This is a genomic window from Methylocystis bryophila (assembly GCF_027925445.1).
Classification (GTDB): domain Bacteria; phylum Pseudomonadota; class Alphaproteobacteria; order Rhizobiales; family Beijerinckiaceae; genus Methylocystis; species Methylocystis bryophila.
In genome coordinates, this window is sequence record NZ_AP027149.1 from 3540285 (window position 1) to 3560086 (window position 19802).

The following is a 19802-nucleotide window of genomic DNA, read 5'->3' on the forward strand; positions in this document are numbered from 1 at the left end:
CGCCGACGTGGTCAAGCACTGGCGGCAAAAACCGAGCTGCGACAGTTGAGTTTCGTTTTATATCGTGTTACGATATATATTATGTCGTAACACGACATCTATGACCGAGAAGCGGACGATCGGAGAGGCTTCCCGCAGTAATGTCGAGCAAGGCGTCGGACGGACAGAGGTCTCGCAAGGAAAGAGCCCTCGCCACGAAGGCGCTGTGCCCCCGACGTTACGCGATCGACAACGGAGGTAGGCATGATTCCGCTGCGTAAATGTGCTGCGATGGCTGGATTGGAATCGGAGAGGCTCGTCATTGGAGCGTCGATCCGTCCGATACATTGGCGGATGCTTTCCAGCTACTTGGCCAATCTGGATAAAGGACCGGCCGTCGTCTGCGCCCTCATCACTGCTGACCTTCGCACCTATCTGGATCTCGGAGCGACGGAAAGGGCCGCGAGCGTGCTGATTGTCTTGCGGTTGCTTCTCACGCAATTCCCGGATCTGGCGAAGAGCGCGATTCCGCCGTCTTGCCGGCTGCGCACATTAGCAAACTTCTCGCATCTCGATCTCGATACGAGAGCGTCCAATATGTGCGACGGTGAGAATGATAACTCTCCAGTGTCCCCCGGCGGCGCGCTCTGCTCATTCCCAAAGCCGAAGCTCGATGCAAGCCATCAGTCAAGCTCGGCTTAGCGTCTATTGACGCCCATCGAGAGCGACGCGGCCCGGAGGGCGCACACCCCCAGGGGGAGCGCGCCCAGCCGAGCAACCAGTCGACGCTACGCCGCCTCCTGCATGGCCGAGAGCCTCCAGGCGTCTGGCGGCGCGCCGGCCGGGCGGCGGAAGGTCCAGATCTGCGTCGCCTGCGTCGGCGTCGTGGGGTCGCCCGAGACGATCCGGCCCGTGGCGCGGTCCTCGGTGACGTCGAGGAGCGCAAAACGCATCGCGACGGTCGCATATTCGTCGCCGCCTTCGCGCCACGCCTCAGACAGATCGCCCTGCAAGAGCTTCACGCCGGAGATCTTGTTGATCACGCCTTGGCGCCGGTGCTGGTTGAGCTCCTCGTTGAGATAGCCGACGATCTCAGGCGTCGCGACCCGCGAAAGCGCGTCGAGATCCTCGCGGCTATAGGCGTCCTGGGTGGCGCCGAGCAGCCGTTCAAAGGCGGGGAAGTCAGCGGCTGAGAGCTGGAGCGGCTGGCCCCGCGAAGGCTGGGGAGCGCCGCCGCCAAAGCCCGCGCCCGAGAATGCCGCGCGCGGGTCGAAGCCGAAGACATTCGCGCCCGGCCGGCCGCCGAGCCCTGCCGCCGCAGCCTGCCGTCCCTGCCACCATTGGAAGGCGAGACGCGCCAGGAAGGCGAGAAGCGCAATCTGGAACAGAAAGCCGAGGATCGAGGCGAAACCGCCGATCCCACCAAGAAAGCCGTGTCCCGTCAGCAGGCCGAAGAGTCCGGCGCCGATGAGGCCGCCGGCGAGCCCGCCCATGAAGGAGCGGCCGAAGCCCCCGCTTTGCGCGAAGCCTGGACGCTGCGCCCCGAGGCCCGGCTGCGGCTGGGCGGAAGGGGGCGGCGTGACGCTGCGCTCGATCGGGGCAGCGGTGCGCGGCGCCGTGTTCGTCGCGGGCGGCGGAGAAAATGTTCGCGAGCCCCGGCTGCCGACGCCGCCGCCAAAGCTTCCCCCCATCTTCGCTTCAACGAGCGAAGGCGCGAAGGCCAGCAAGGCCGCCAGCAGGGCGACGGGGAGAAAATGTAAAGAATTTCGGCGCGAGGACATGGATCTCACTCTGGTTGAGCGGGCGAGGCCCGCGCTGCCGGCTATATAGGCATTGGGCGCCGGGCTCGCAAAGGCCGCGCCTGCAAAAGCTCAGGAAAATAGACGGGGCCGCCGCTCGGGCTTAAACCAGTGGCATGCGACAATATCTCGAGCTTCTCGATCTCATCCTGCGCGAAGGCCGCCGCAAGGAGGACCGCACGGGAACCGGCACGCTCTCGATCTTCGGTCATCAGATGCGCTTCGATCTGCGCGAGGGCTTCCCCCTCGTCACGACAAAGAAGCTGCATCTAAAGTCGATCATCCACGAGTTGCTGTGGTTTCTCTCCGGCGACACCAATATCGCCTATCTGCGCGACAAGGGCGTTACGATCTGGGACGAATGGGCGGACGAGAAAGGCGATCTCGGACCCGTCTATGGCCGCCAGTGGCGCGCTTGGGAGACTCCGGACGGGCGCGTCATCGACCAGATCGGCGAGGTCGTCGCGGAGATCAAGCGCAACCCCTTCTCGCGCCGGCTCATCGTCACGGCCTGGAATCCGGCCGACCTCGACAGAATGGCGCTCGCGCCTTGCCATTGTCTGATCCAGTTCCACGTCGAGGAGATCGAGGGGAGAAAACATCTCTCCTGCCAGCTCTATCAGCGGTCTGCCGACGTGTTTTTAGGCGTCCCCTTCAATATCGCGAGCTATGCGCTGCTCACCCATCTCATCGCGCGCGAGACGGACTGCGAGCCCAAGGATTTTGTGCACAGCTTCGGCGACGTGCATCTCTATCTGAACCACATCGAACAGGCGAAGCTGCAACTGACGCGCGCGCCTCGGCCCCTGCCGCGCCTGCGTTTGGCGCCCGGCGCGCTCTTTACGACGCGCTACGAGGACATCGAGATCTTGGACTATGATCCTTGGCCGGCGATCGCCGCGCCGGTAGCGGTGTAGTTGGCCCATCAGCCAAACGTTGAAGAATCATAACTTCTGCATAGTTTCGGCTGTCGCTAACGTTCGCTTTTGCTATCAATTGCAAGGAGCCCCGCATGGACTTGGACACCCAAACGATCGATGGCGCGTGCCATTGTAAAACTGTACGCTTTCGTGTGCGCCTGACCGATGGTCTGCACACCGCGCGTCGATGCACATGCTCATATTGCCGCATGCGCGGCGCAATTGCCGTCTCCGCTGACCTCGAGGGTGTCGATATTTTAGCGGGGAGCGAAGCGCTCTCGACCTATACATTCAACACACGAGCGGCAAAACATTTTTTCTGTTCAAGGTGCGGCATCTACACGCACCATCAGCGGCGCTCGAAGCCTAATCAATTTGGCGTCAATGTTGCCTGCCTCGAGGGTGTGAGCCCCTTCGATTTCGACGACGTCATTGTCTACGACGGCGCCAACCATCCCGAAGACGCCTATTCATCGCCGCCGCGCGTCGCTGGTCATCTGAAATTTGTGCGGGCGTGAAGCCGAGCGTGACAAAGGGATGCGCGACGAGCGGGCGGGTGTGCAAAACTCAAGATTTTCAACATGTCCAACGGCTGTGATTAAATTGACCCTGCCGTTACCGGCGGAGGGAAGCCGTCCACACGCTCGGCGTCGGCTCATCTTTAATTGCCCGACAATTTGTCGCATTCGAATTTGACCTCGCGCAAGTCAAATATCAAGCTCTGGCTTCCAGGTGAGGACATGGGCGGGAATCACGCAGAATTTTTGGAAGAACGGCTCGAAAAGCTACGGCCGACGCAAATGACCGTCGGATTTGCGGAGGTCGCGCTCAAGCGCAAGACGTTTCGCGCGCTGTCGACCGAAGGCAAGCGTCGCTTTGTTTCCGAGCACCCCTTTCCGGCCGTGCGTGGACCGGGAGGACGCTACTATATTACGGACGGCCATCATCTTGGCCGCGCGCTTCTCGAGGAAGGCGCGGGCGCGGCGAAAATCTCACTCCTTGGCGACCTCTCGCATTTTGACGCTCCCGCCTTCTGGCGGGAAATGGACCAGCGGGGCCTCAGCTTTCCCTTCGATGCAAAAGGAGGGCGCCAGCCCTTCGAGAACATGCCGCGCTCGCTGCGCGAAATGACCGACGATCCCTATCGCAGCCTTGCGGCGCAAGTCCGGCGCGCCGGCGGATATCGGAAAGATTCGATCCCCTTCGCTGAATTCAAATGGGCGGAGTATTTTCGCCGTCGTCTATCCCTCGAGGCGGTGAACGGCTTTCCCGAGCTCGCGCTCCAATGCGCGAGGAAACTCGCGCGCCATGGGACGGCCCTTTGCGCGCAGTGCGACGCCGCCTTTTCCAAAATCTGCGGCGCTCGAGAGCGAACCGAGGATGATCTCTTGTCCAGTGAGAACGGCTGAAGCGGTGTCGGCGGGGCAACACAGAATCCCCCGCCTCGGGCTCGCTTTCCCACGGGAGACGACAGACCTCGGGACGGCCCCTATTTCTTGAGGAACGCCGCCACGTCTTTGGCGGTCTGAAAGCCCGCCAGCGCCGCCCCCTCGGCGTGGCTATTGTAGAGCCAGTCCCCGGCCAGAAAGAGCGCGTCAGAGGGCTGGCGCAACAGCGTCGAGCCCTCGTCCAGCGGCGACCGCCCGGGTGGCCAATACGCGACCGAGCCCGGGTGGTAGCCGTAGATGTAGGCAGCGCGCACCTGCTTCGAGAACCCCGGATAAAGCTTGTCGAGCTCGGCCAGGACATCGTCGCGCGTGGCGTCGCGCGGCTTCATGTGATGGGCTTGCGCTTCCGGTCCATAGACGAGGAGGCCGAACACCATCTCCCCGGCGCTGTTGCTCTTGCCATGCGGGCCGTAGATCACGCCCAAGGGCCCGTTCGACAGAATGGGGAAAGGCGAGGCGCCATTGTCGACGCTCCACAACTTCGTCGCCTCGGTCGACATGATGAAGTGCAGCACCGTGTACTGGCCGCGTCCCAGCGTATCGATGGCGTTCCAGCGCGCCTCGCCCAAAGGGGGATCGAACTGGACCCCGTGCAGGCGCAGCCAGGGAATGGCGACGACGACCGCCTTCGAGCGCATCTGCCGAATCTCCCGTCCGGCCTGATAGGCGACTTCACAATCGAAGCTACCTCCCGCCTGCGGGACGCGCTTCACGGCGACGACCTCGGCGTTCACCTGCACAGGACCGCGCAGGCGCGACGCCAGACCGGCGATGACGCCAGAATTGCCCCCCTTTACGTGGTAGTTCCTCTCCCCGCCGAAGAGGAACACGCGCCACTCCAGGATGGCCGAGAGCGCGCTGAACTGCTCGGACCTCGCCGCGAGCTCCACCTCTATGATGAGGCGCAGCGCTTGCTCCACCTTGCGGGGCAGTCTGCGCGACACAAGCCAATCGGCGTAGGACACGTCCTGCAAGGCCCGCGTGCGCGAGGTCAGGCCTCTCGCCGTGGCCTCGCGGTAGAGATCCTCCATCTCTGCGATGACGCCGTCGAAGACTCTGCGCTCCTCGGCCGAGAACAGAGTCTCGAAGAACTCCTTACGGCTGCCCTGGATGAAGGGGTACAGCGTCCCGTCAATGATGAGGCTCGAGTAGGCGTCGTCGGTCGCCTCGGTCTCCAGGCCGAGTTCCTTGACGACGCCCAGGAGCGGGTTCTTCTCCCAAATCTCCTGCATGCCGAACTCGGCCTCGAGGCCGTTGCCGTAGTCCGCCGTCTGGATGCGCCCGCCCAGGCGCGGCCCAGCCTCGAGCACGGCCGTGCTGACGCCCTTCTTCTCCAGCTCATAGGCCGTGAGAAGGCCGGCGAGTCCGCCGCCCACGACGACGACGTCGACATCGGGCGCTTGGGCAGGCGCTGCGCTCAGAGGCGCCGTCAGACGCGCCATGGCGAGAAGGATGAGCGTCAGCAGGGTCAGGAATTTCATGCCAGGAATCTCATGCCAGGCATCTCTTGCCAGGAATCTCATGCAAAGCCTCTCGGCGGGGACTTTCATGCGCTACGCGGCGCTCGCCAGCCTTCGATGCGGACCGTCGACGGCTATCCTTCCTATTTCCCCGAATTTGGGTCCATCAACAAGGTCGCGGCGCCGCCGAAAGTCGGCAGAGCCCTGCTCCATGACCAGGACGCCCGCCGCCGGCGCGAGGGCCTTCCTGCTACGCCCAAGTTTCGACACCATCGGGAAGGATGCAGCACGCGCAGTCGGCCCGGGGGGACTTGCGCGATGAAGTTTCGGCGTCCGCCACGAGAGCTGGGCCTCACGCTTCTCGCCAATGCGCTGATCAGCGTCGAAGCCGCCGCGCAGACTGCGCTCCCGGACATCACGGTTCAACACAAGCCGTCCGCGCGCGCAAAGCCGCAAGTCGGACGCGCGGCATCCATCCCTAAGCCGCATCCGGGCGGACAGAAGCACATCGCAGCGGCGCTCAGGCCGGCGCCTCAGCCGAACAGCCCTGTTCGGGCGCCGACGCCGCCTCCCCTCGCGGCCTCGACCCTCGACCAGAAGATGAGGAACCTCGACGCGGCGCGTGAGGCGATGCTCCCGAAAACTGGGGCTTCGGTCTACACGCTTGGCCGCGAGACGATCGAGAATTTGCCGCAGGGAGACAACACGCCGATCGACAAGGTTTTGCTGCAGGCGCCAGGCGTCGCCGCCGATAGCGCTATCGGCGGCCCGAACGGTTTCCACGTGCGCAACGAATATGGGAACGTGCAATATCGCATCAACGGCGTCCTTCTGCCGGAGGGAGTCGGAGGCCTCGGCCCGGTGCTCGACACGAGCTTTGTCGGGCGCCTTTCGCTGCTCACCGGCGCGCTCCCCGCCCAATATGGCCTGCGAACGGCGGCCGTCATCGACATCACGAGCCGCACTTTTAGCGAAAACTCCGGCAGCCTCAGCGCCTATGGCGGCAGCCGCGAGACGATCACGCCGAGCGTTCACTACGGCGGCGTGTCGGGGGACACGCAATATTTCTTCGCGGCGCGCGGGCGCTGGAGCGCGCTCGGGCTCGAGAATGCGACGCAAAGCTTCGACGCGGCGCACGACCACACCGAGCAAGGCAAATATTTCGCGTATCTCGCAACGCTGCTCGGCGACGAAACCCGCTTGAGCTTCTTCTCTGGGGCCGCCACGAGCAATTTTCAGATCCCCAACGATCCCGGTCAGACGCCGATGGGCGATTTCGGCCCAAGCGTCTATCCGTCTTCCACATTGAACGAAAACCTGTGTGACCGTTTTGAGTTCAACGTCGCCGCCTTGCAGACCAAGGCGGGAGAGCTCGACGCCCAGGCGGCCCTGTTCCAGCGCCATGCGCATGTGCATTTCGCGCCCGACGTCTTCGGCGATCTCGTCTTCAACGACGTGGCCTCGAACGTCACGCGCGACAGCGATCTCTACGGTGGGCAGATTGACGCGTCCTACAGGTTGAGCGACGCGCATAGGCTCCGCGGCGGATTTTCTTTCAGCGCCGAGCGTACGCAGGTCACAAACATGTCGGCTGTGCTGCCCGCCGATCCGACGACGGGCGCGATCGCGCCGACGCCCTTCGGTATCACCGACTACAACGCCAAGACCGGCTGGAACGTCGGAGGCTATCTGCAGCACGAATGGAAGCTCAGCGAGCAATTGACGTTGAATGCAGGCGCGCGCTTCGACCAGCTCTATCAGTTCGTCGACGCCAACCAGTTGAGCCCCCGCTTCGGACTCGTGTTCAAGCCGACGGCGGACACGAGCTTTCACGCGGGCTGGGCGCGCTACTTCACACCGCCCATGCAGTCGCAGGCCGTCTCATCGAACATCGCCCTGTTCACCAACACGACGAACCAAGCTGACGTGCCTTTTGACAGCCCCGTGAAGCCCGAGCGCGCCAATTACGTCGACGTCGGCGTCGACCAGAAGCTCACGCCGAACCTCAGGATCGGGCTCGACGCTTACGCCAAGGTCGCCTGGAATTTGCTCGACGACGGCCAATTCGGAGAGGCTTACGTGCTCACGCAGTTCAATAGCGCGCGCAGCTACACGAAGGGAATCGAGCTCAAGAGCGCCTATCAGCAGGGCGACTTCAAAGCCTATGGCAATTTCGCCGTGGGCACGGCGCGCTCCAAGGACGTAACGACGAACCAATATCTCCTCGACGCGATAACTTTTGTCTATCTCCTCGACAACTACCACAACACGGACGACTCGCAGTTCATGACCGCCTCGGCGGGCGCCTCGTACAAATGGGATAAGACGCTCTTCGCGACGAGCATGACCTATGGCAGCGGCCTACGCTCAGGCTTCGCCAACATGGACCACGTTCCGGCCTATTTTGTCGTCAACCTCGGGGCCTCGCGCGAGCTCGAGCTCGTTCCGCAGACCAAACCGCTGACGGCGCGCTTCGACATCATCAACGTGACCGACCGCAAATATGAGCTGCGTTCGGGAACCGGCGTCGGCGTCTTCGCCCCGCAATATGGCGCGCGCCGTGGGTTCTTCGTCGGCTTGTCGCAGAAGCTTTGATGGCGAAGACTGGGGCGCGCCGTCATTTCATTGGCGGCGGATGCATGAGGCCGCCTTCGGTCCAAAGCGCGTTCAGACCGCGGTCCAGGTGGTAAGGCCCGCCGACAGTGCGTTGGAAGATCTCGCCGTAATTGCCGGTGGCGGCGATGACCTTGGCGGCCCAATCATGCGCGAGCCCAAGCGCCTGAGCCGTCGCAAAATCCCGCCCGAGCAATTGCTCGGCGCGCAAGTCCTCGCGCTTTGACGCCGCCACATTGTCTCGCGTGATTCCCAACGCCTCCGCCTCGATCAGCGCGCCGATCGTCCAGTCCACTGTAAGCCCGAAGATCTGGTCGCCGTAGCGATAGGCGGGAACGACAGGATTTATGCCAAACCGCTCGGGCAAGAACGAGAAATTGCTGGTCGGCGCGTGAAAACCGGCGCGCGATTGCGCCAGCCGCGACTCCATCGCCGTGGCGGCCTCGCATCGGCTAACGGCCACCGCCGCGTCCATCTCACCCTGCTCGGAGTGAGCCATCAGGCCATAGGGAATTCCTCGCGCGGTCAATTCCTCGCGCAAAATGCGCTCGGGCGGCGTCATGTCGAGCGCGCAGACGAGCTTGTCGCGAAGTCCCGCGATGTCTGTGACGCCGCTGCCCTTCGCCACCATCAATCGCTGGGAGTCGTAAAAGACGGGGGGGCCGAACCCCACGCCGAAACGCGCCGCTGTCGACGCCGAAGGCGTGACGCCGATCGCCAATTGTATCTTGCCTGCTTTCAGCGCATTCAGCGCTTCGAGCTCGGCGGGGAAGTTTTGGATCGTGACGGCGCTCGCGTCGCCAAGAAGAGCGACGGCGACCGCGCGGCAAACCTCAGCCTCCAGGGCCGAGAGATTGCCGTGAAGATCTTCTCCGTTCCAGTCGTCCACGCCTGTAACGACGCCGCACTCCATATGTTTAGCGGAGCGGATAGACTCCAGGGTTTGCGCGTGAGCGACGCCGCAAGAGGCCAGCAGACCGGTGACAAGGAGACTCAGAAGCAAGCGAGGCATCGACACACCCAGGCTCGTTAGAAAGGAAAGAGGACGAAGGTCGCAACCTCCGTCCTCCCGCCGTATGATCATCATTCAGGCTGCGCCTGTCGCCGCCCTGCGTTCGGGCGATTCCGCCTGAACGCAGCGCGATCTAGGATCAGGGCGTCCAGTTGCCCGCGGTCGGCGTGCCCGGCGATTGGGTCGGGCGCGGATTCACGTCGACCGGATAGGGGTCGATCGGCGCGCCCGACTGGTAGGCGGCCCAAGAGGGGAAGTCGGTGGGCAGAATGTTGATCGCGGCGCACGCCCCATTGGTGTAGCCGTTCGGCGAGGACGTCCCCGCGAGGTGAGGCAGCGAGTTGACGACATTCGCCGGGATCAGAGCCTTGGAAGCCGGAACAGGCGGCTTGTTTCCTTGAAGGATGGCGTAATCGAAGGCTTCCGTGAGGTCGCCAACGTCGTTGTCAGGATCATCCGAGGGACCGAGGTTCGGCTGACCCAAGGTTCGAGCGCCTATTTGCCGACCGTTTTTCTCGTCGGGCAGAGAAGCAAGCGGCGTGAGGCCGAAGAGCGCGTCGATGAATTTGATCACCGAGCCATGCTCGCTATAGCGATGCGAGATCAAGCCGGTCCTCGCATAGGGAGAGATCAGGATCGTCGGAATGCGCGGGCCGGCGGCAAGCGCGGAGCCGTCGGCGAATGTGCTGCGCACTTCCGGCGACACGTGGTCGTAGAAGCCGTCGGTCTCGTCATAGGTGATGATGATCACGCTTTCCGGCCAGTAAGGACTGTTGACGATGTCATTGATCGCCTTGGCGGCAAAGGCCTCGGAGATCTGTTGATCCGAGTAGGCGGGATGGTCGTCATTGCCAAGAAAGGCGTGCTGAATGGCTGGCGTCGGGTCCACCGGCACGAGCCCGTCATTGTTGTTGTAGCCGCCGCGCAGATAGAACACGCCGCCGCCTTGCGGCAGGGTGCGGTTTTCGACAGCCGTGAAGAAATCCTTGGCGCCGTGCAGATTATTGGCCAGCACCAGCGTGTTGTCGCCGAGATAGCCGAAATACTGCGGGCCATTGTGGTGCAGTATGTAGCCCGTGTAGAGCCCCGGGTCGTGGGTGGGGTTGGGCGTGCCCGTGTTTTGCGGCTCGTAGGGGTCCGCCGCATCATTGCCGTTATAGCCCTGCTGATACCAGCCCCAGCTGACCGCGGGATTGGAAGCGATGACCTTGATGTCGTCTTGAATGTCCGCGAGATCCGCCGTGGGATTCTCGTCTGCTGCGATGATGCTGTTGATGTTTCCTCCCATGAATGACAGCGGCAAGGAGGCAAAGGTCAGGTTTGGAGCCGGATTGGCCGCGTTCTCATCGAAGTTGTAAGGCGGCTTCGTCGCGTTTTGGTCCAGATTCGAGCCTGGGAACGGACCCGGATCGGCGACGATCGGCACGTACGCGCTGGTGTCGCCGGCGGCCGGGGGAGCGCTCTGGGAGTAGCTTGCGCCCAGAACGTTGGGGAAGCTCGGCGCGGAATAAGTGGTGGTCGCGCCTTCGGCGTTGTGAAGCGCCCATTGGGTCTCGCCGGATTGACCGGCGATGAGCGCGATCGCGTTCGGGGTCGAGGGTCCGACGATCGTCTGGCGGAAGTTGTCGAACAGCACGAAGTTCTTCGCCCACATCCACATGAAGGGGATCGTGTCGCAATCAATGTGGCTGACGTCGATTTCGGCTTTCTGCTTCTGCGCGAGCGAGATCGCGGTGGGCGTCGCGCCCGTCTTGGTCACGATTTGGCCGGAGCTGTTGGTCGTCAGCCCCTCTTGATTCATCGCGTAACGGTCATTCGCCGCAAGGCCGGATGACGCGTCGATATGCATGCCGTTCGCCATGCCTTGGTGCGAGTGATCGACAGAGATCTCGTCGGCGGGATAAACCGGCACGATCGAGCCTACCGGCCCTGCGGATCCCGCCTGCGTCGTCTGGACCGCCTGCGGAATCAGAAAGGGGGAGATCGTCGCGGGCTTGAGCGAGGTGTCGAGATAATTCTGCACGAAGCTCGCCGTCTTATAGGCGGGCGTCGCGCCGATCGGCGCGCTGAAGAGGCCGTTCGCTCCCGGGAATGTGCCGAAGAAGTGGTCGAACGACTCATTCTCGTGGAAAATCACGAAGACATATTTTACCTTTTTGCGCAGCAGCGCGATCCTCTGGGCGAGCGGCAGCAAGTTCGCGCCGTCGTTCGACTTCACGCCGGGGCTCCAGTAGTGCCCCGCGTCGTTCTGAGATGTTTGCGCGAAGGATGGCGTCGCGTTCAACAGGACCGCCATCGCGCCGACCAGCGCAGTGCTGCGCTTGATAAGCCTCGTAAAAGACATTTCCGCCCCCTCAATGTAGCCGACAGTTACGAATGTTAGCCGACAGTCACGGTTCAGCCTGCTAACGAGCCGGCTTTGCAAATTGATGACGGATTGACGACGACGTCGCGGGCGAGCGGGGGAACTCTGCCTCAAAGCCATAACACACTGAAAAACCGAGTATTTTTGCGTCAGGCCCTAGGCGGGAAACATCTTCTCCGCCAGAGCCGGCAGCGTCTCGATCAAGCCGCCGAGGGCGCCGGAGGTCAGCAGCAGGACGACGTCGTCCGCGCGGAGCCTTTCGCCCACAACCGGCGCGGGATCGACATGCGGCAGGACGATCGCGTTGATTCCACTCGCCGCGATCCGGGCCGTGATCTCCGCTTGCGTCACTTGCGCATGCGTCGCCGCGCCTTGCGTCGCCGGCTCATAGACGAAGACCGTCTCCGCGCCCCTAAAGGCGTCGTCGTACCAGGCCAGCGCCTCGCGATTGCGCCAGCTGAAGGCGTGCGGCTCGAAGGCGACCACGAGGCGACGCTTCGGGAAATGCAGCTTCACGGCGGCGATGGCGCTGCGCGCTTTCTCGTAAGACGAACCGAAACCTTCAAATATCGGGATTGCGGATTTCTCCGTTTTCAGGTCGAGGCGACGGCGCACGCCTTTGAACGAGGCGACGCCCCGCGCGAAGACCCCCTCGCCGAGGAGTCCTTGCGAAAGCACGAAGGCGGCGACGCCGACGATATTTTGAATGCTGTGCTCGCCGAGCTGCGACGTCGCGAGGCGCATCACCCTCGCCCCCCGATAGGTCAAATCGAAATGCGTCGTGGCGCCCCAGGCGATATTGGCGGCGACGTAATCGCCCGTCCCCAGACCATAGGTGATGACGGGACGGCGCAGGCTCGCGAGAAACTGTCCGCTGAGCGCGCCTTCCGTGCAAGCGACCATCTGCTCGGGCATTTCGGCCAGTTGAGCGAAGGGCCGCAGATAGTCTTCGATCGTCGGATAGACGTTCACGTGATCATGCGCCAAGGGCGCGAGCAACAGAGATTTCGGCCGATAGTGCAGAAACTTCGCGCGCGAGTCGGTGTTTGAGGAGGGGTATTCGTCGCCCTCCAGGATAAAGATCTTGCCGGCGCCAAGCCTCGAGCTCGTCGACGGCGTGAGCGGAATCGCGCCGATGAAAAAGGACGGGTCCACCCCCCCTTGCTCCAGCACATGCGCGAGCAAAGCGGCGCAGGTCGATTTGCCGTAGCTGCCCGCCACCACGGCCGTCTCGCGACCCTTCGCAAGCAGCGTCAGCACTTCGGGGAAGGAGAGAATGGTTTTGCCGCTGTCGAAAGCCGCACGCACTTCAGCGTTGGTCGCCGACACGAGCCGCGCATTCTTGCCGATGACGATGACATCGGTCTGAGGGGGAATATTGGCCGGGCTATAGCCGACGACATAGGGCAAACCCTCCGCCGTCAAGAAATCGGATATGGGCGGATAGACGCCCTCGTCGGAGCCGGTGACGCTGACGCCGCTATCGCGGAGAAGCTTCGCGACCGCGCTCATGCCGGCGCCGGCGATGCCGATGAAATGAACATTCTGTGCGAGCATCTGGACCTTGGAGCCAAAATTTCGGGATTTTTTGCGATTCGAGCGGAGATTTTCGCAACATGGCGCCTTTTCCAAGGCGGAGCCGCGGCGGCCGCGGCGCGATGAGGTGAAGGTCGCATCCCCAAATCCCAGGCCCCGGGAGCCCGCGAGGCGGCGTCTCGATGGGCCGCCAAGCGCGGACTACCGTTCGCTTTCCCGAGCTCGCCTCCTTCGAGACGGCTCCTGATCGGAACGCCCGATTGACTCCCCGCAAGCTCGGCCTAAAACCGCGCAACACATTTAAGGAGAGCGCCACGCATGCCGCATACGGGACTTGAGAGCCTCATCACCGCCGCCTTCGAGGACCGGGCGAACATCACGCCGTCGACACAGGGCGACATCCGCCATGCGGTCGAGAGCGCGCTGCGCCTCCTCGATTGCGGCAAGCTGCGCGTCGCCGAGAAGATCGAGGGCGAGGAGGGACCCGCCTCTTGGCGCGTGCATCAATGGCTGAAAAAAGCCGTGCTGCTCTCCTTCCGCTTGAACGACATGAACGTGATCGCGGGCGGGCCCGGCGGCGCCACTTGGTGGGACAAGGTCCCGTCGAAATTCACGGGCTGGGGCGCCAAGGAGCATGCGGACGGGGGCTTTCGCTCCGTCCCCGGCGCGATCGTGCGCCACTCGGCCTATGTGGCCCCTGGGGCCATCCTGATGCCCTCCTTCGTCAATCTCGGCGCCTATGTCGATTCGGGAACGATGGTCGACACCTGGGTCACAGTCGGCTCCTGCGCGCAGATCGGCAAGAACGTGCATCTTTCCGGCGGCGTCGGAATCGGCGGCGTGCTGGAGCCCTTGCAGGCCAATCCGACGATCATCGAGGACGATTGCTTCATCGGCGCGCGCTCCGAGGTCGTCGAAGGCGTCGTGATCGGCAAGGGATCGGTGCTTTCCATGGGCGTCTTCATCGGCGCCTCGACCAAGGTGATCGACCGCTCGACCGGCAAGGTTCATGTTGGCTATGTGCCGCCCTATTCCGTCGTCGTCTCGGGGAATATTCCCGGCAAGTCCCTGCCCGACGGCCAATCGGGCCCCTCCCTCTACTGCGCGGTGATCGTGAAGACCGTCGATGCGCAGACCCGCGCCAAGACCGGCATCAACGAGCTATTGAGGGACTGATGGACGCCGAGCGCTTCCACTTCCTGTTCCAGCAGGACAAGGGCGAGATCGACCGCGCCGCATGGGGAAAATATGCGGCCTATATGGCCGGCCTCGTCTTGCTCCTGACCCTGCCCTGGTTGTGGGCGCGCCACCACATCGTCCATGATCTATCGAAAGACCCGCTCTTCGCGCCGGAAATCTTCCTCGCGTATTTCTATGCGGTGCTTTATGGCGTCGCCCTCATGCTGATCGGCGCGAGCTACATGAATCTCACGGCCAAGCGCTTTCGCGCGCTGCGCTGGCCGAGCCCGCTCGGCTTCGCCAGTCTCGCGCCTCTGGTCGCCTATTTGGCCGCCGCGTTGCGACTCGCGCCGATATTGAGCTCCTTTCTGGCGGATTACGCGCCGACCTGGGCGATATGGGGCTCGGAGGCGGCCTTCATGGCCGTCGCCGCCTGGACGGCCTGGGAGCTCGGGGTGAAGAAGGGATAGCGGCTTCGACGGCAACAGGACCCGCGCGCAGCGCGGCGGTGAGAAACGGGGCTCATGAGCAAGGAGAATCCTGCCATCGAGAATTCTTATGCGCGTTCGAAACCGCTTGCGGAATCCCGGCAGGCCCGACGCCCTCCCTGTCCCCGCTTGCAGGGAGAGGGTCGGGGTAAGGGGCCCGGGGGCGCGGACAGCAATACCTCCGCCGCCACGACCCCTAGCCCTCTCCCCGTGAGCGGGGAGAGGGGACTGGCTCGCGCCCTCATCGACGCAGCCCCCTGATGTCCCTCTCCCCCTCCGTCGCCCTCGCCCGCGATCTGATCCGCTGCCCTTCGGTGACGCCAGCCGACGCCGGCGCGCTCGACGTGCTGCAAGGATTTCTGACGGCGGCCGGCTTCGCTTGCACGCGAAAAATCTTCACCGAGCCCGGCACGCCGGACGTGGACAATCTCTTCGCCAAAATTGGCCAAGGCCCGCCGCATCTCGTCTTCGCCGGCCATACCGATGTCGTCCCGCCGGGAGACGCCAAGCGCTGGCGCCATGATCCCTTCGCCGGCGAGATCGAGAGCGGGCGGCTTTGGGGCCGCGGCGCCTCGGATATGAAGAGCGCCGTCGCGGCCTTCGCCGTCGCGGCGCGCGACTTTGTCGCCGCGCATGGGAGCGCGAAAGGCGCGATCTCCTTCCTCATCACCGGCGACGAGGAAGGCGCGTCGATTAACGGCACCGCGAAGCTCCTCGACTGGGCCAAGGAACAGGGCGAGCGTTTCGATCACTGCATCGTCGGCGAGCCGAGCAGTGTTCTGGCGCTCGGCGATATGATGAAGATCGGCCGGCGCGGATCGCTCAGCGGACGCGTCACGATCGAGGGCGTGCAAGGCCATGTCGCCTATCCCGAGCGCGCCGACAACCCCGTGCCGAAGATGGCGCGCCTCGTCGCCGCGCTCTCGGACCATCGCTTCGACGAGGGCTCCGCGCATTTCGGCGCTTCAAATCTCGAATTCACCTCGGTGGACGTGGGCAATCCGGCGGTGAACGTCATCCCGGCGCGGGCGACCGCGGCCTTCAACATCCGCTTCAACGATTTGTGGACGCCGGAGCGGCTCGAGAACGAAATCCGCTCAATCACGGCGCAGGCTGTGGGCGCCGCCGCGCAGCTCGACTTCACGCCCTGCAACGCCAGAGCGTTCCTCACGAATCCGGGCGCCTTCGTCGCGCTCGTCTCACGCGCCGTGGAGGAAGCGACGGGCCGCAAGCCCGAGCTCTCGACCACCGGCGGCACTTCGGACGCGCGCTTCATCGTGCGCGACTGCGAGGTCGTCGAATTCGGCCTCACAAACGAGTCGATCCACAAGATCGACGAAAACGCCGCGCTCGACGATATCGACGGCCTGACCAAGGTCTATCGTCGCATCCTCGATCTCTATTTCGAACGGCCATGACGAGTCTTTCGCCGACGTCAAAGATAAAGGTCGAGGTCGCGGACCATGTCGCGCGCATCCTCATCGACAATGCGGCGCGCCGCAACGCCTTCGACTATGAGATGTGGCGCGCGCTCCCCAAGATCATGCGCGCCCTCGACGAGCGCGACGACGCGCGCGTCATCGTGCTCGGCGCAGCCCAGGGGCTCTCCTTCTGCTCGGGCGCCGATATATCCGAGTTTTCGACCCTGCGCGCGACGGCCGATGGCGGCCGCGCTTATGAAGAAGCCAATCTCGCCGCATTCGACGCGCTGGCGCAGGCCGCGAAGCCCACGATCGCCGCGATTGGCGGCTTCTGCATGGGCGGAGGCGTGGGCCTTGCGGCCTCCTGCGACCTTCGTATCGCGCGCGAGGATTCGGTCTTCGCCATCCCCGCGGGACGGCTCGGCCTCGGCTATCCGCCGAAAGCCATGGCCTATGTGACGACGGCGCTGGGCGCGCAGACCGCAATGGAGCTCTTCTTCACGGCGCGCCGGCTCAGCGCCAGGGAAGCCTTCGAACGCGGCTTCGTGGCGAGGCTCTTGCCGAGCGAGGGTTTCGACGAGGCGATCACCGCGCTCGCGGCGATGATCGCCGCCAATGCGCCCCTGACCTTGCGCGCGGCCAAGGCCGCGATTCGCGCCGCGATTCGCGCTCCCGGCGCGCCCACGGGGGAGGACTGCGCGCGGCTCGCCGCCGTTTGTTTCGACAGCGCCGATTTCGAAGAGGGCCGCGCGGCATTTTTGGGAAAACGTGAACCGAAGTTTTCGGGGCGATGAGGCGACACGCGCTGTTGCGTTCTCGGAAAGGCGGGTTCAGCGCAGGACTGCGTCCCTAGCGACAATCGGGATAGAGAAGGAGAACGCCGCGCCCTGGCCGGGCCGAGCCTTCACCGATATCCCCCATCCATGGCGGTCCGCGATCGATTTGCAAATGGCGAGCTCTATTCCTGTTCCGGCATACTCGCTCTTGCCGCCGAACGTCTTGAACGGCTCGAAAATCGTTTGCGCGAATTCCTCCCTGAAACCGACGCCGTGATCGATGATCGTCAAATTGACGGCCCCCTCGCCGATCGGGGCCGCGGCGATGTCGATCCTCGGCGCCTGGCCCGGCTTGCCGTATTTGATCGCGTTCGAGATGATGTTTTGCAGCAGGCAGGCAAGCTGCGACCGATCCGCCATAATCCGCGTGGGCGGCATGGAGACGTTCACCTGAGCCTTGCTCTCGACGATCGAGTCCGACAGGAGATTCACGATCGCGTCGATCTCCTCTCTGAGATCGACCGCCTCCAGCCTTTGCTCGCCTAAGATCGTCGAGGAGTAGATCAACAAATCGTCGACGAGCTTGCGCGCGCTTTCCGCACAGCTTCGCATGGCCTTTCTCGCATAGGCCATGTCCTTCTTATTGGAAGAAGCGACCGCTTGCTCCAGCAGCTCCGAAAAGGCTTCGATTCTACGCAGAGGCTCCTGGAGATCGAGCGAGGCCACGTAGACGAATTGGGCGAGACGCTCGGGACTCGAGGCGCTCGCATATTGGCTTTCCAAAAGCTGCTTGATGTTCTCGACTGTCCGCTCAGCCCCCTCTTTCAGCGTCGAACGAAAAAGCGCCGCAAACGGACGCATGAAGAGGTCCTGTTCCTGAATCTCGACGCTGAAATCGAGCCTCGTGGATCCAGGGGCCTCCTCCCGAAATTCATAGGAGCATTTGAACGGCTCCGAAATTCCCGCGATCCCGATGAGCTGGGGTGGACCGAAGCGCACGATCTCGAAGGTCGATTCGCTGCGGACGCCGCGATCGAGCGTCACCTGCCGCGCTCTGACGCCGGGGCGAATCGGCCCCTCCGACAAGGGCTCCAGTTCCACCACCTGCGGCGACCAGCGGGCGTAGTTTTGAAAAAAGCCATGGCCCACAAAGTTGAAGGCGCTCGCGATCGGACACCCCACCGAAGCTTGCGCCCCGGCTGAAATCGGTTTGGCGGCTCCTAGAGTCAGCATTGATCTTTCCCCGTGGCTCCGCTTGCGCGCCTTCCCCAAACGCACGAAGCGATTTCTAGAAAAAATTGACACGCTCAATGGTTTTAAAGCTCGTTCAGAAGCGCTTCCGTTGAATCTGGTCCTTCGCTACGCCAGAATCAACATGAGATCATTCCGGATAGCCGCTCGAAAAAACAAGCGAGGGACAGGGTTGACGGCGAGGAATTCGTCTCCAGCTTCTCCGAGGGAGAGGCGAATCCTTGTCGCCAAGCTAGAGCTGTGGCCGGTCAGCAGCAATCGGTAGGAAGTGACGAGCGATGAACGTAGCTTTCCGGATCGAAAACGTTCTTTTTGCGATCGCGCTTGGGGCCTTCCTATTGCTGCTTCTGCTGGAAAAGTGGCATCCCCATAGAAAATTCTCAGCAAGACGCCTGCGACAGTCTTTTTCTACGAATACATCAGCTTTTTTATTTAATACGATGACGATGAATATTTTTTCAGCGACAAGCTTGCTACTTATTGCTTCAAATTACTCGCACTACGGCCTCTTAAGTCACTTCAATAACAATTTATTTAAATTGATCTTCTCATTTATTTTGTTCGATTTTGCGGTTTATGTTTGGCATTTCTTCGGGCATAAATCAGAATATCTATGGAGGTTCCACAAGATTCATCACAGCGACAAGAGCATCCACGTCTCCACGGGGCTGCGGTTTCACATTGTCGATCAATTCTTTGAAGTCATTTTCAAATGTCTATGCACTGTCATTATCGGTGTCGGCGCGCATGTCGTCATCGTCTGCGAGCTTCTGCGAATGCTCTTCGTGTTCTTCCATCATGCGAACGTGTCTCTGCCCGGGGAAAAATGGCTATCATACGTCGTGATTACCCCCTCCCTGCACCGGGCTCATCATTCCACGCTGCGCAGCGAGCACGATAGCAATTATGGGATCGTGCTCGCCATATGGGACATAGTATTTGGCACGCGGAAAGAACTGGCGCCCAAGAAGATTGGCTTGGAACTGGCCGAGGCGGAGAATTTTGTGCAGCTCTTCAGTCTGGCTTTCGTGACGGAAGCGCGCTTTGCGAGGATGCTGCACCTGCTGCCGCGCCTCGGTGCGACTTCCACGAGAAAGCGGGCCGCCAATTTCTCAAGCGATTGACGCAGCTTCTCCAAGACGCGGCGCGCGCAAAGGCCCGCTTGATCGGAGAAGCCTTAACCGCCATGTTTAGGATCTCCGAACTCAGGAAGGTCCTATGCCGCTTTATGCCTATGCCTGCGCCGACTGCGCGCATCAATTCGAGACGCTGGTTCGCTCCGACGAAACGCCCGCCTGCCCCTCCTGTGGCAGTGAGAAGCTGGAGCGGCAGTTGTCCCTCATCGCCAAGCCTGCCCCGGGCGGCGACACGGGCGACAGCGCGCCGGCCTGCGCGGCGATGAATGGTGGGACGCCCTGCGGCGCCTGTCCGGCCTTCAACGACGCGGCGTGAGACGGCCCCACGCAAGCCCGCCCCGCCCGGAAGGTCTAAGCCGGGCCGGCACGCCCGCACCCGAGTCCATTGGCGCGGGCGCCTTAGGTCATCAAATCACGAG

At 62.7% G+C, this 19802-nt stretch carries 17 protein-coding genes; 11 read left to right on the forward strand and 6 right to left on the reverse strand.

Features of this window, described 5'->3' with window-relative positions; translation table 11 throughout:
• Nucleotides 1-243 precede the first annotated feature (243 nt).
• Entirely contained in the window at nucleotides 244-681 is a 438-nt protein-coding gene (locus QMG80_RS16320) for a hypothetical protein (protein WP_210190839.1), read from the forward strand.
• A gap of 86 nt (nucleotides 682-767) precedes the next feature.
• On the opposite strand, the gene QMG80_RS16325 is transcribed toward QMG80_RS16320, so the two are convergent.
• Complete coding sequence (locus tag QMG80_RS16325; protein ID WP_085770144.1) at nucleotides 768-1760, reverse strand: Tim44 domain-containing protein; 993 nt, start codon at nucleotides 1758-1760, stop codon at nucleotides 768-770.
• A 134-nt stretch (nucleotides 1761-1894) separates the two neighbouring features.
• On the opposite strand from QMG80_RS16325, the gene QMG80_RS16330 reads away from it, so the two are divergent.
• The 3 genes from QMG80_RS16330 (at nucleotide 1895) to QMG80_RS16340 (ending at nucleotide 4107) form a co-directional block, all read left to right on the forward strand.
• Nucleotides 1895-2695: a thymidylate synthase gene (locus QMG80_RS16330; protein ID WP_085770145.1), complete on the forward strand. Its 801-nt coding sequence runs from the start codon at nucleotides 1895-1897 to the stop codon at nucleotides 2693-2695.
• Nucleotides 2696-2790: 95 nt separating this feature from the next.
• A complete protein-coding gene (locus tag QMG80_RS16335) occupies nucleotides 2791-3216 on the forward strand; it encodes a GFA family protein (protein ID WP_085770146.1) in 426 nt (141 codons plus the stop codon).
• Between the two features lie 222 nt (nucleotides 3217-3438).
• Nucleotides 3439-4107 carry a ParB-like protein gene (locus tag QMG80_RS16340; protein WP_158658557.1) on the forward strand — a complete coding sequence of 223 codons (669 nt, stop codon included), beginning with the start codon at nucleotides 3439-3441 and terminating at the stop codon, nucleotides 4105-4107.
• 80 nt (nucleotides 4108-4187) lie between these two features.
• On the opposite strand, the gene QMG80_RS16345 is transcribed toward QMG80_RS16340, so the two are convergent.
• The gene (locus tag QMG80_RS16345) at nucleotides 4188-5627 is read right to left on the reverse strand and encodes a flavin monoamine oxidase family protein (protein ID WP_158658558.1); all 1440 of its coding nucleotides are present in this window, start codon (nucleotides 5625-5627) and stop codon (nucleotides 4188-4190) included.
• Between the two features lie 297 nt (nucleotides 5628-5924).
• On the opposite strand from QMG80_RS16345, the gene QMG80_RS16350 reads away from it, so the two are divergent.
• Nucleotides 5925-8201, forward strand: a complete 2277-nt coding sequence (locus QMG80_RS16350; protein ID WP_085773441.1) for a TonB-dependent receptor — start codon at nucleotides 5925-5927, stop codon at nucleotides 8199-8201.
• Nucleotides 8202-8223: 22 nt separating this feature from the next.
• Here the strand turns inward: QMG80_RS16350 and QMG80_RS16355 are convergent, their stop codons facing one another.
• The 3 genes from QMG80_RS16355 to QMG80_RS16365 all read right to left on the reverse strand — a co-directional run bounded on the left by QMG80_RS16355 (nucleotide 8224) and on the right by QMG80_RS16365 (nucleotide 13153).
• Nucleotides 8224-9231: a type 2 periplasmic-binding domain-containing protein gene (locus QMG80_RS16355; RefSeq protein ID WP_085770149.1), complete on the reverse strand. Its 1008-nt coding sequence runs from the start codon at nucleotides 9229-9231 to the stop codon at nucleotides 8224-8226.
• Nucleotides 9232-9370: 139 nt separating this feature from the next.
• Entirely contained in the window at nucleotides 9371-11575 is a 2205-nt protein-coding gene (locus QMG80_RS16360) for an alkaline phosphatase family protein (protein WP_158658559.1), read from the reverse strand.
• A gap of 177 nt (nucleotides 11576-11752) precedes the next feature.
• Nucleotides 11753-13153, reverse strand: coding sequence for a UDP-N-acetylmuramate--L-alanine ligase (locus QMG80_RS16365; RefSeq protein WP_085770151.1), 1401 nt, complete (start codon nucleotides 13151-13153; stop codon nucleotides 11753-11755).
• Between the two features lie 297 nt (nucleotides 13154-13450).
• Between QMG80_RS16365 and dapD the strand changes: the two genes are divergently transcribed.
• The 4 genes from dapD (at nucleotide 13451) to QMG80_RS16385 (ending at nucleotide 17014) form a co-directional block, all read left to right on the forward strand.
• Nucleotides 13451-14308 (forward strand): 2,3,4,5-tetrahydropyridine-2,6-dicarboxylate N-succinyltransferase, encoded by an 858-nt coding sequence (dapD, locus tag QMG80_RS16370; protein WP_085770152.1) that lies wholly within the window; start codon nucleotides 13451-13453, stop codon nucleotides 14306-14308.
• Nucleotides 14308-14781 (forward strand): hypothetical protein, encoded by a 474-nt coding sequence (locus QMG80_RS16375; RefSeq protein ID WP_085770153.1) that lies wholly within the window; start codon nucleotides 14308-14310, stop codon nucleotides 14779-14781. Before dapD ends, QMG80_RS16375 begins: the two co-directional genes overlap by 1 nt.
• 278 nt (nucleotides 14782-15059) lie before the next feature.
• Complete coding sequence (gene dapE, locus QMG80_RS16380) at nucleotides 15060-16217, forward strand: succinyl-diaminopimelate desuccinylase (RefSeq protein WP_085770154.1); 1158 nt, start codon at nucleotides 15060-15062, stop codon at nucleotides 16215-16217.
• Nucleotides 16214-17014 (forward strand): enoyl-CoA hydratase-related protein, encoded by an 801-nt coding sequence (locus QMG80_RS16385; protein ID WP_085770155.1) that lies wholly within the window; start codon nucleotides 16214-16216, stop codon nucleotides 17012-17014. The genes dapE and QMG80_RS16385 overlap by 4 nt, the downstream gene beginning before the upstream one ends.
• A gap of 36 nt (nucleotides 17015-17050) precedes the next feature.
• Here QMG80_RS16385 and QMG80_RS16390 read toward each other — a convergent pair whose 3' ends face one another.
• Nucleotides 17051-18229, reverse strand: a complete 1179-nt coding sequence (locus QMG80_RS16390) for a sensor histidine kinase (RefSeq protein ID WP_085770156.1) — start codon at nucleotides 18227-18229, stop codon at nucleotides 17051-17053.
• Between the two features lie 296 nt (nucleotides 18230-18525).
• Here QMG80_RS16390 and QMG80_RS16395 point away from each other — a divergent pair, with 296 nt between their 5' ends.
• On the forward strand, nucleotides 18526-19371 hold the full coding sequence (locus QMG80_RS16395; protein WP_085770157.1) for a sterol desaturase family protein: 846 nt from the start codon (nucleotides 18526-18528) through the stop codon (nucleotides 19369-19371).
• Between the two features lie 94 nt (nucleotides 19372-19465).
• Nucleotides 19466-19699: an FmdB family zinc ribbon protein gene (locus tag QMG80_RS16400; protein WP_085770158.1), complete on the forward strand. Its 234-nt coding sequence runs from the start codon at nucleotides 19466-19468 to the stop codon at nucleotides 19697-19699.
• Nucleotides 19700-19802: the final 103 nt, after the last annotated feature.

Coding starts and splice junctions, on each gene's coding strand:
- QMG80_RS16375 (WP_085770153.1), top strand. CDS start 14,308: ATGGACGCCGAGCGCTTCCACTTCCTGTTCCAGCAGGACAAGGGCGAG.
- QMG80_RS16400 (WP_085770158.1), top strand. CDS start 19,466: ATGCCGCTTTATGCCTATGCCTGCGCCGACTGCGCGCATCAATTCGAG.
- QMG80_RS16330 (WP_085770145.1), top strand. CDS start 1,895: ATGCGACAATATCTCGAGCTTCTCGATCTCATCCTGCGCGAAGGCCGC.
- QMG80_RS16355 (WP_085770149.1), bottom strand. CDS start 9,231: ATGCCTCGCTTGCTTCTGAGTCTCCTTGTCACCGGTCTGCTGGCCTCT.
- dapE (WP_085770154.1), top strand. CDS start 15,060: ATGTCCCTCTCCCCCTCCGTCGCCCTCGCCCGCGATCTGATCCGCTGC.
- QMG80_RS16325 (WP_085770144.1), bottom strand. CDS start 1,760: ATGTCCTCGCGCCGAAATTCTTTACATTTTCTCCCCGTCGCCCTGCTG.
- QMG80_RS16360 (WP_158658559.1), bottom strand. CDS start 11,575: ATGTCTTTTACGAGGCTTATCAAGCGCAGCACTGCGCTGGTCGGCGCG.
- QMG80_RS16395 (WP_085770157.1), top strand. CDS start 18,526: ATGAACGTAGCTTTCCGGATCGAAAACGTTCTTTTTGCGATCGCGCTT.
- QMG80_RS16340 (WP_158658557.1), top strand. CDS start 3,439: ATGGGCGGGAATCACGCAGAATTTTTGGAAGAACGGCTCGAAAAGCTA.
- QMG80_RS16350 (WP_085773441.1), top strand. CDS start 5,925: ATGAAGTTTCGGCGTCCGCCACGAGAGCTGGGCCTCACGCTTCTCGCC.
- QMG80_RS16320 (WP_210190839.1), top strand. CDS start 244: ATGATTCCGCTGCGTAAATGTGCTGCGATGGCTGGATTGGAATCGGAG.
- QMG80_RS16335 (WP_085770146.1), top strand. CDS start 2,791: ATGGACTTGGACACCCAAACGATCGATGGCGCGTGCCATTGTAAAACT.
- QMG80_RS16345 (WP_158658558.1), bottom strand. CDS start 5,627: ATGAAATTCCTGACCCTGCTGACGCTCATCCTTCTCGCCATGGCGCGT.
- QMG80_RS16365 (WP_085770151.1), bottom strand. CDS start 13,153: ATGCTCGCACAGAATGTTCATTTCATCGGCATCGCCGGCGCCGGCATG.
- QMG80_RS16390 (WP_085770156.1), bottom strand. CDS start 18,229: ATGCTGACTCTAGGAGCCGCCAAACCGATTTCAGCCGGGGCGCAAGCT.
- QMG80_RS16385 (WP_085770155.1), top strand. CDS start 16,214: ATGACGAGTCTTTCGCCGACGTCAAAGATAAAGGTCGAGGTCGCGGAC.
- dapD (WP_085770152.1), top strand. CDS start 13,451: ATGCCGCATACGGGACTTGAGAGCCTCATCACCGCCGCCTTCGAGGAC.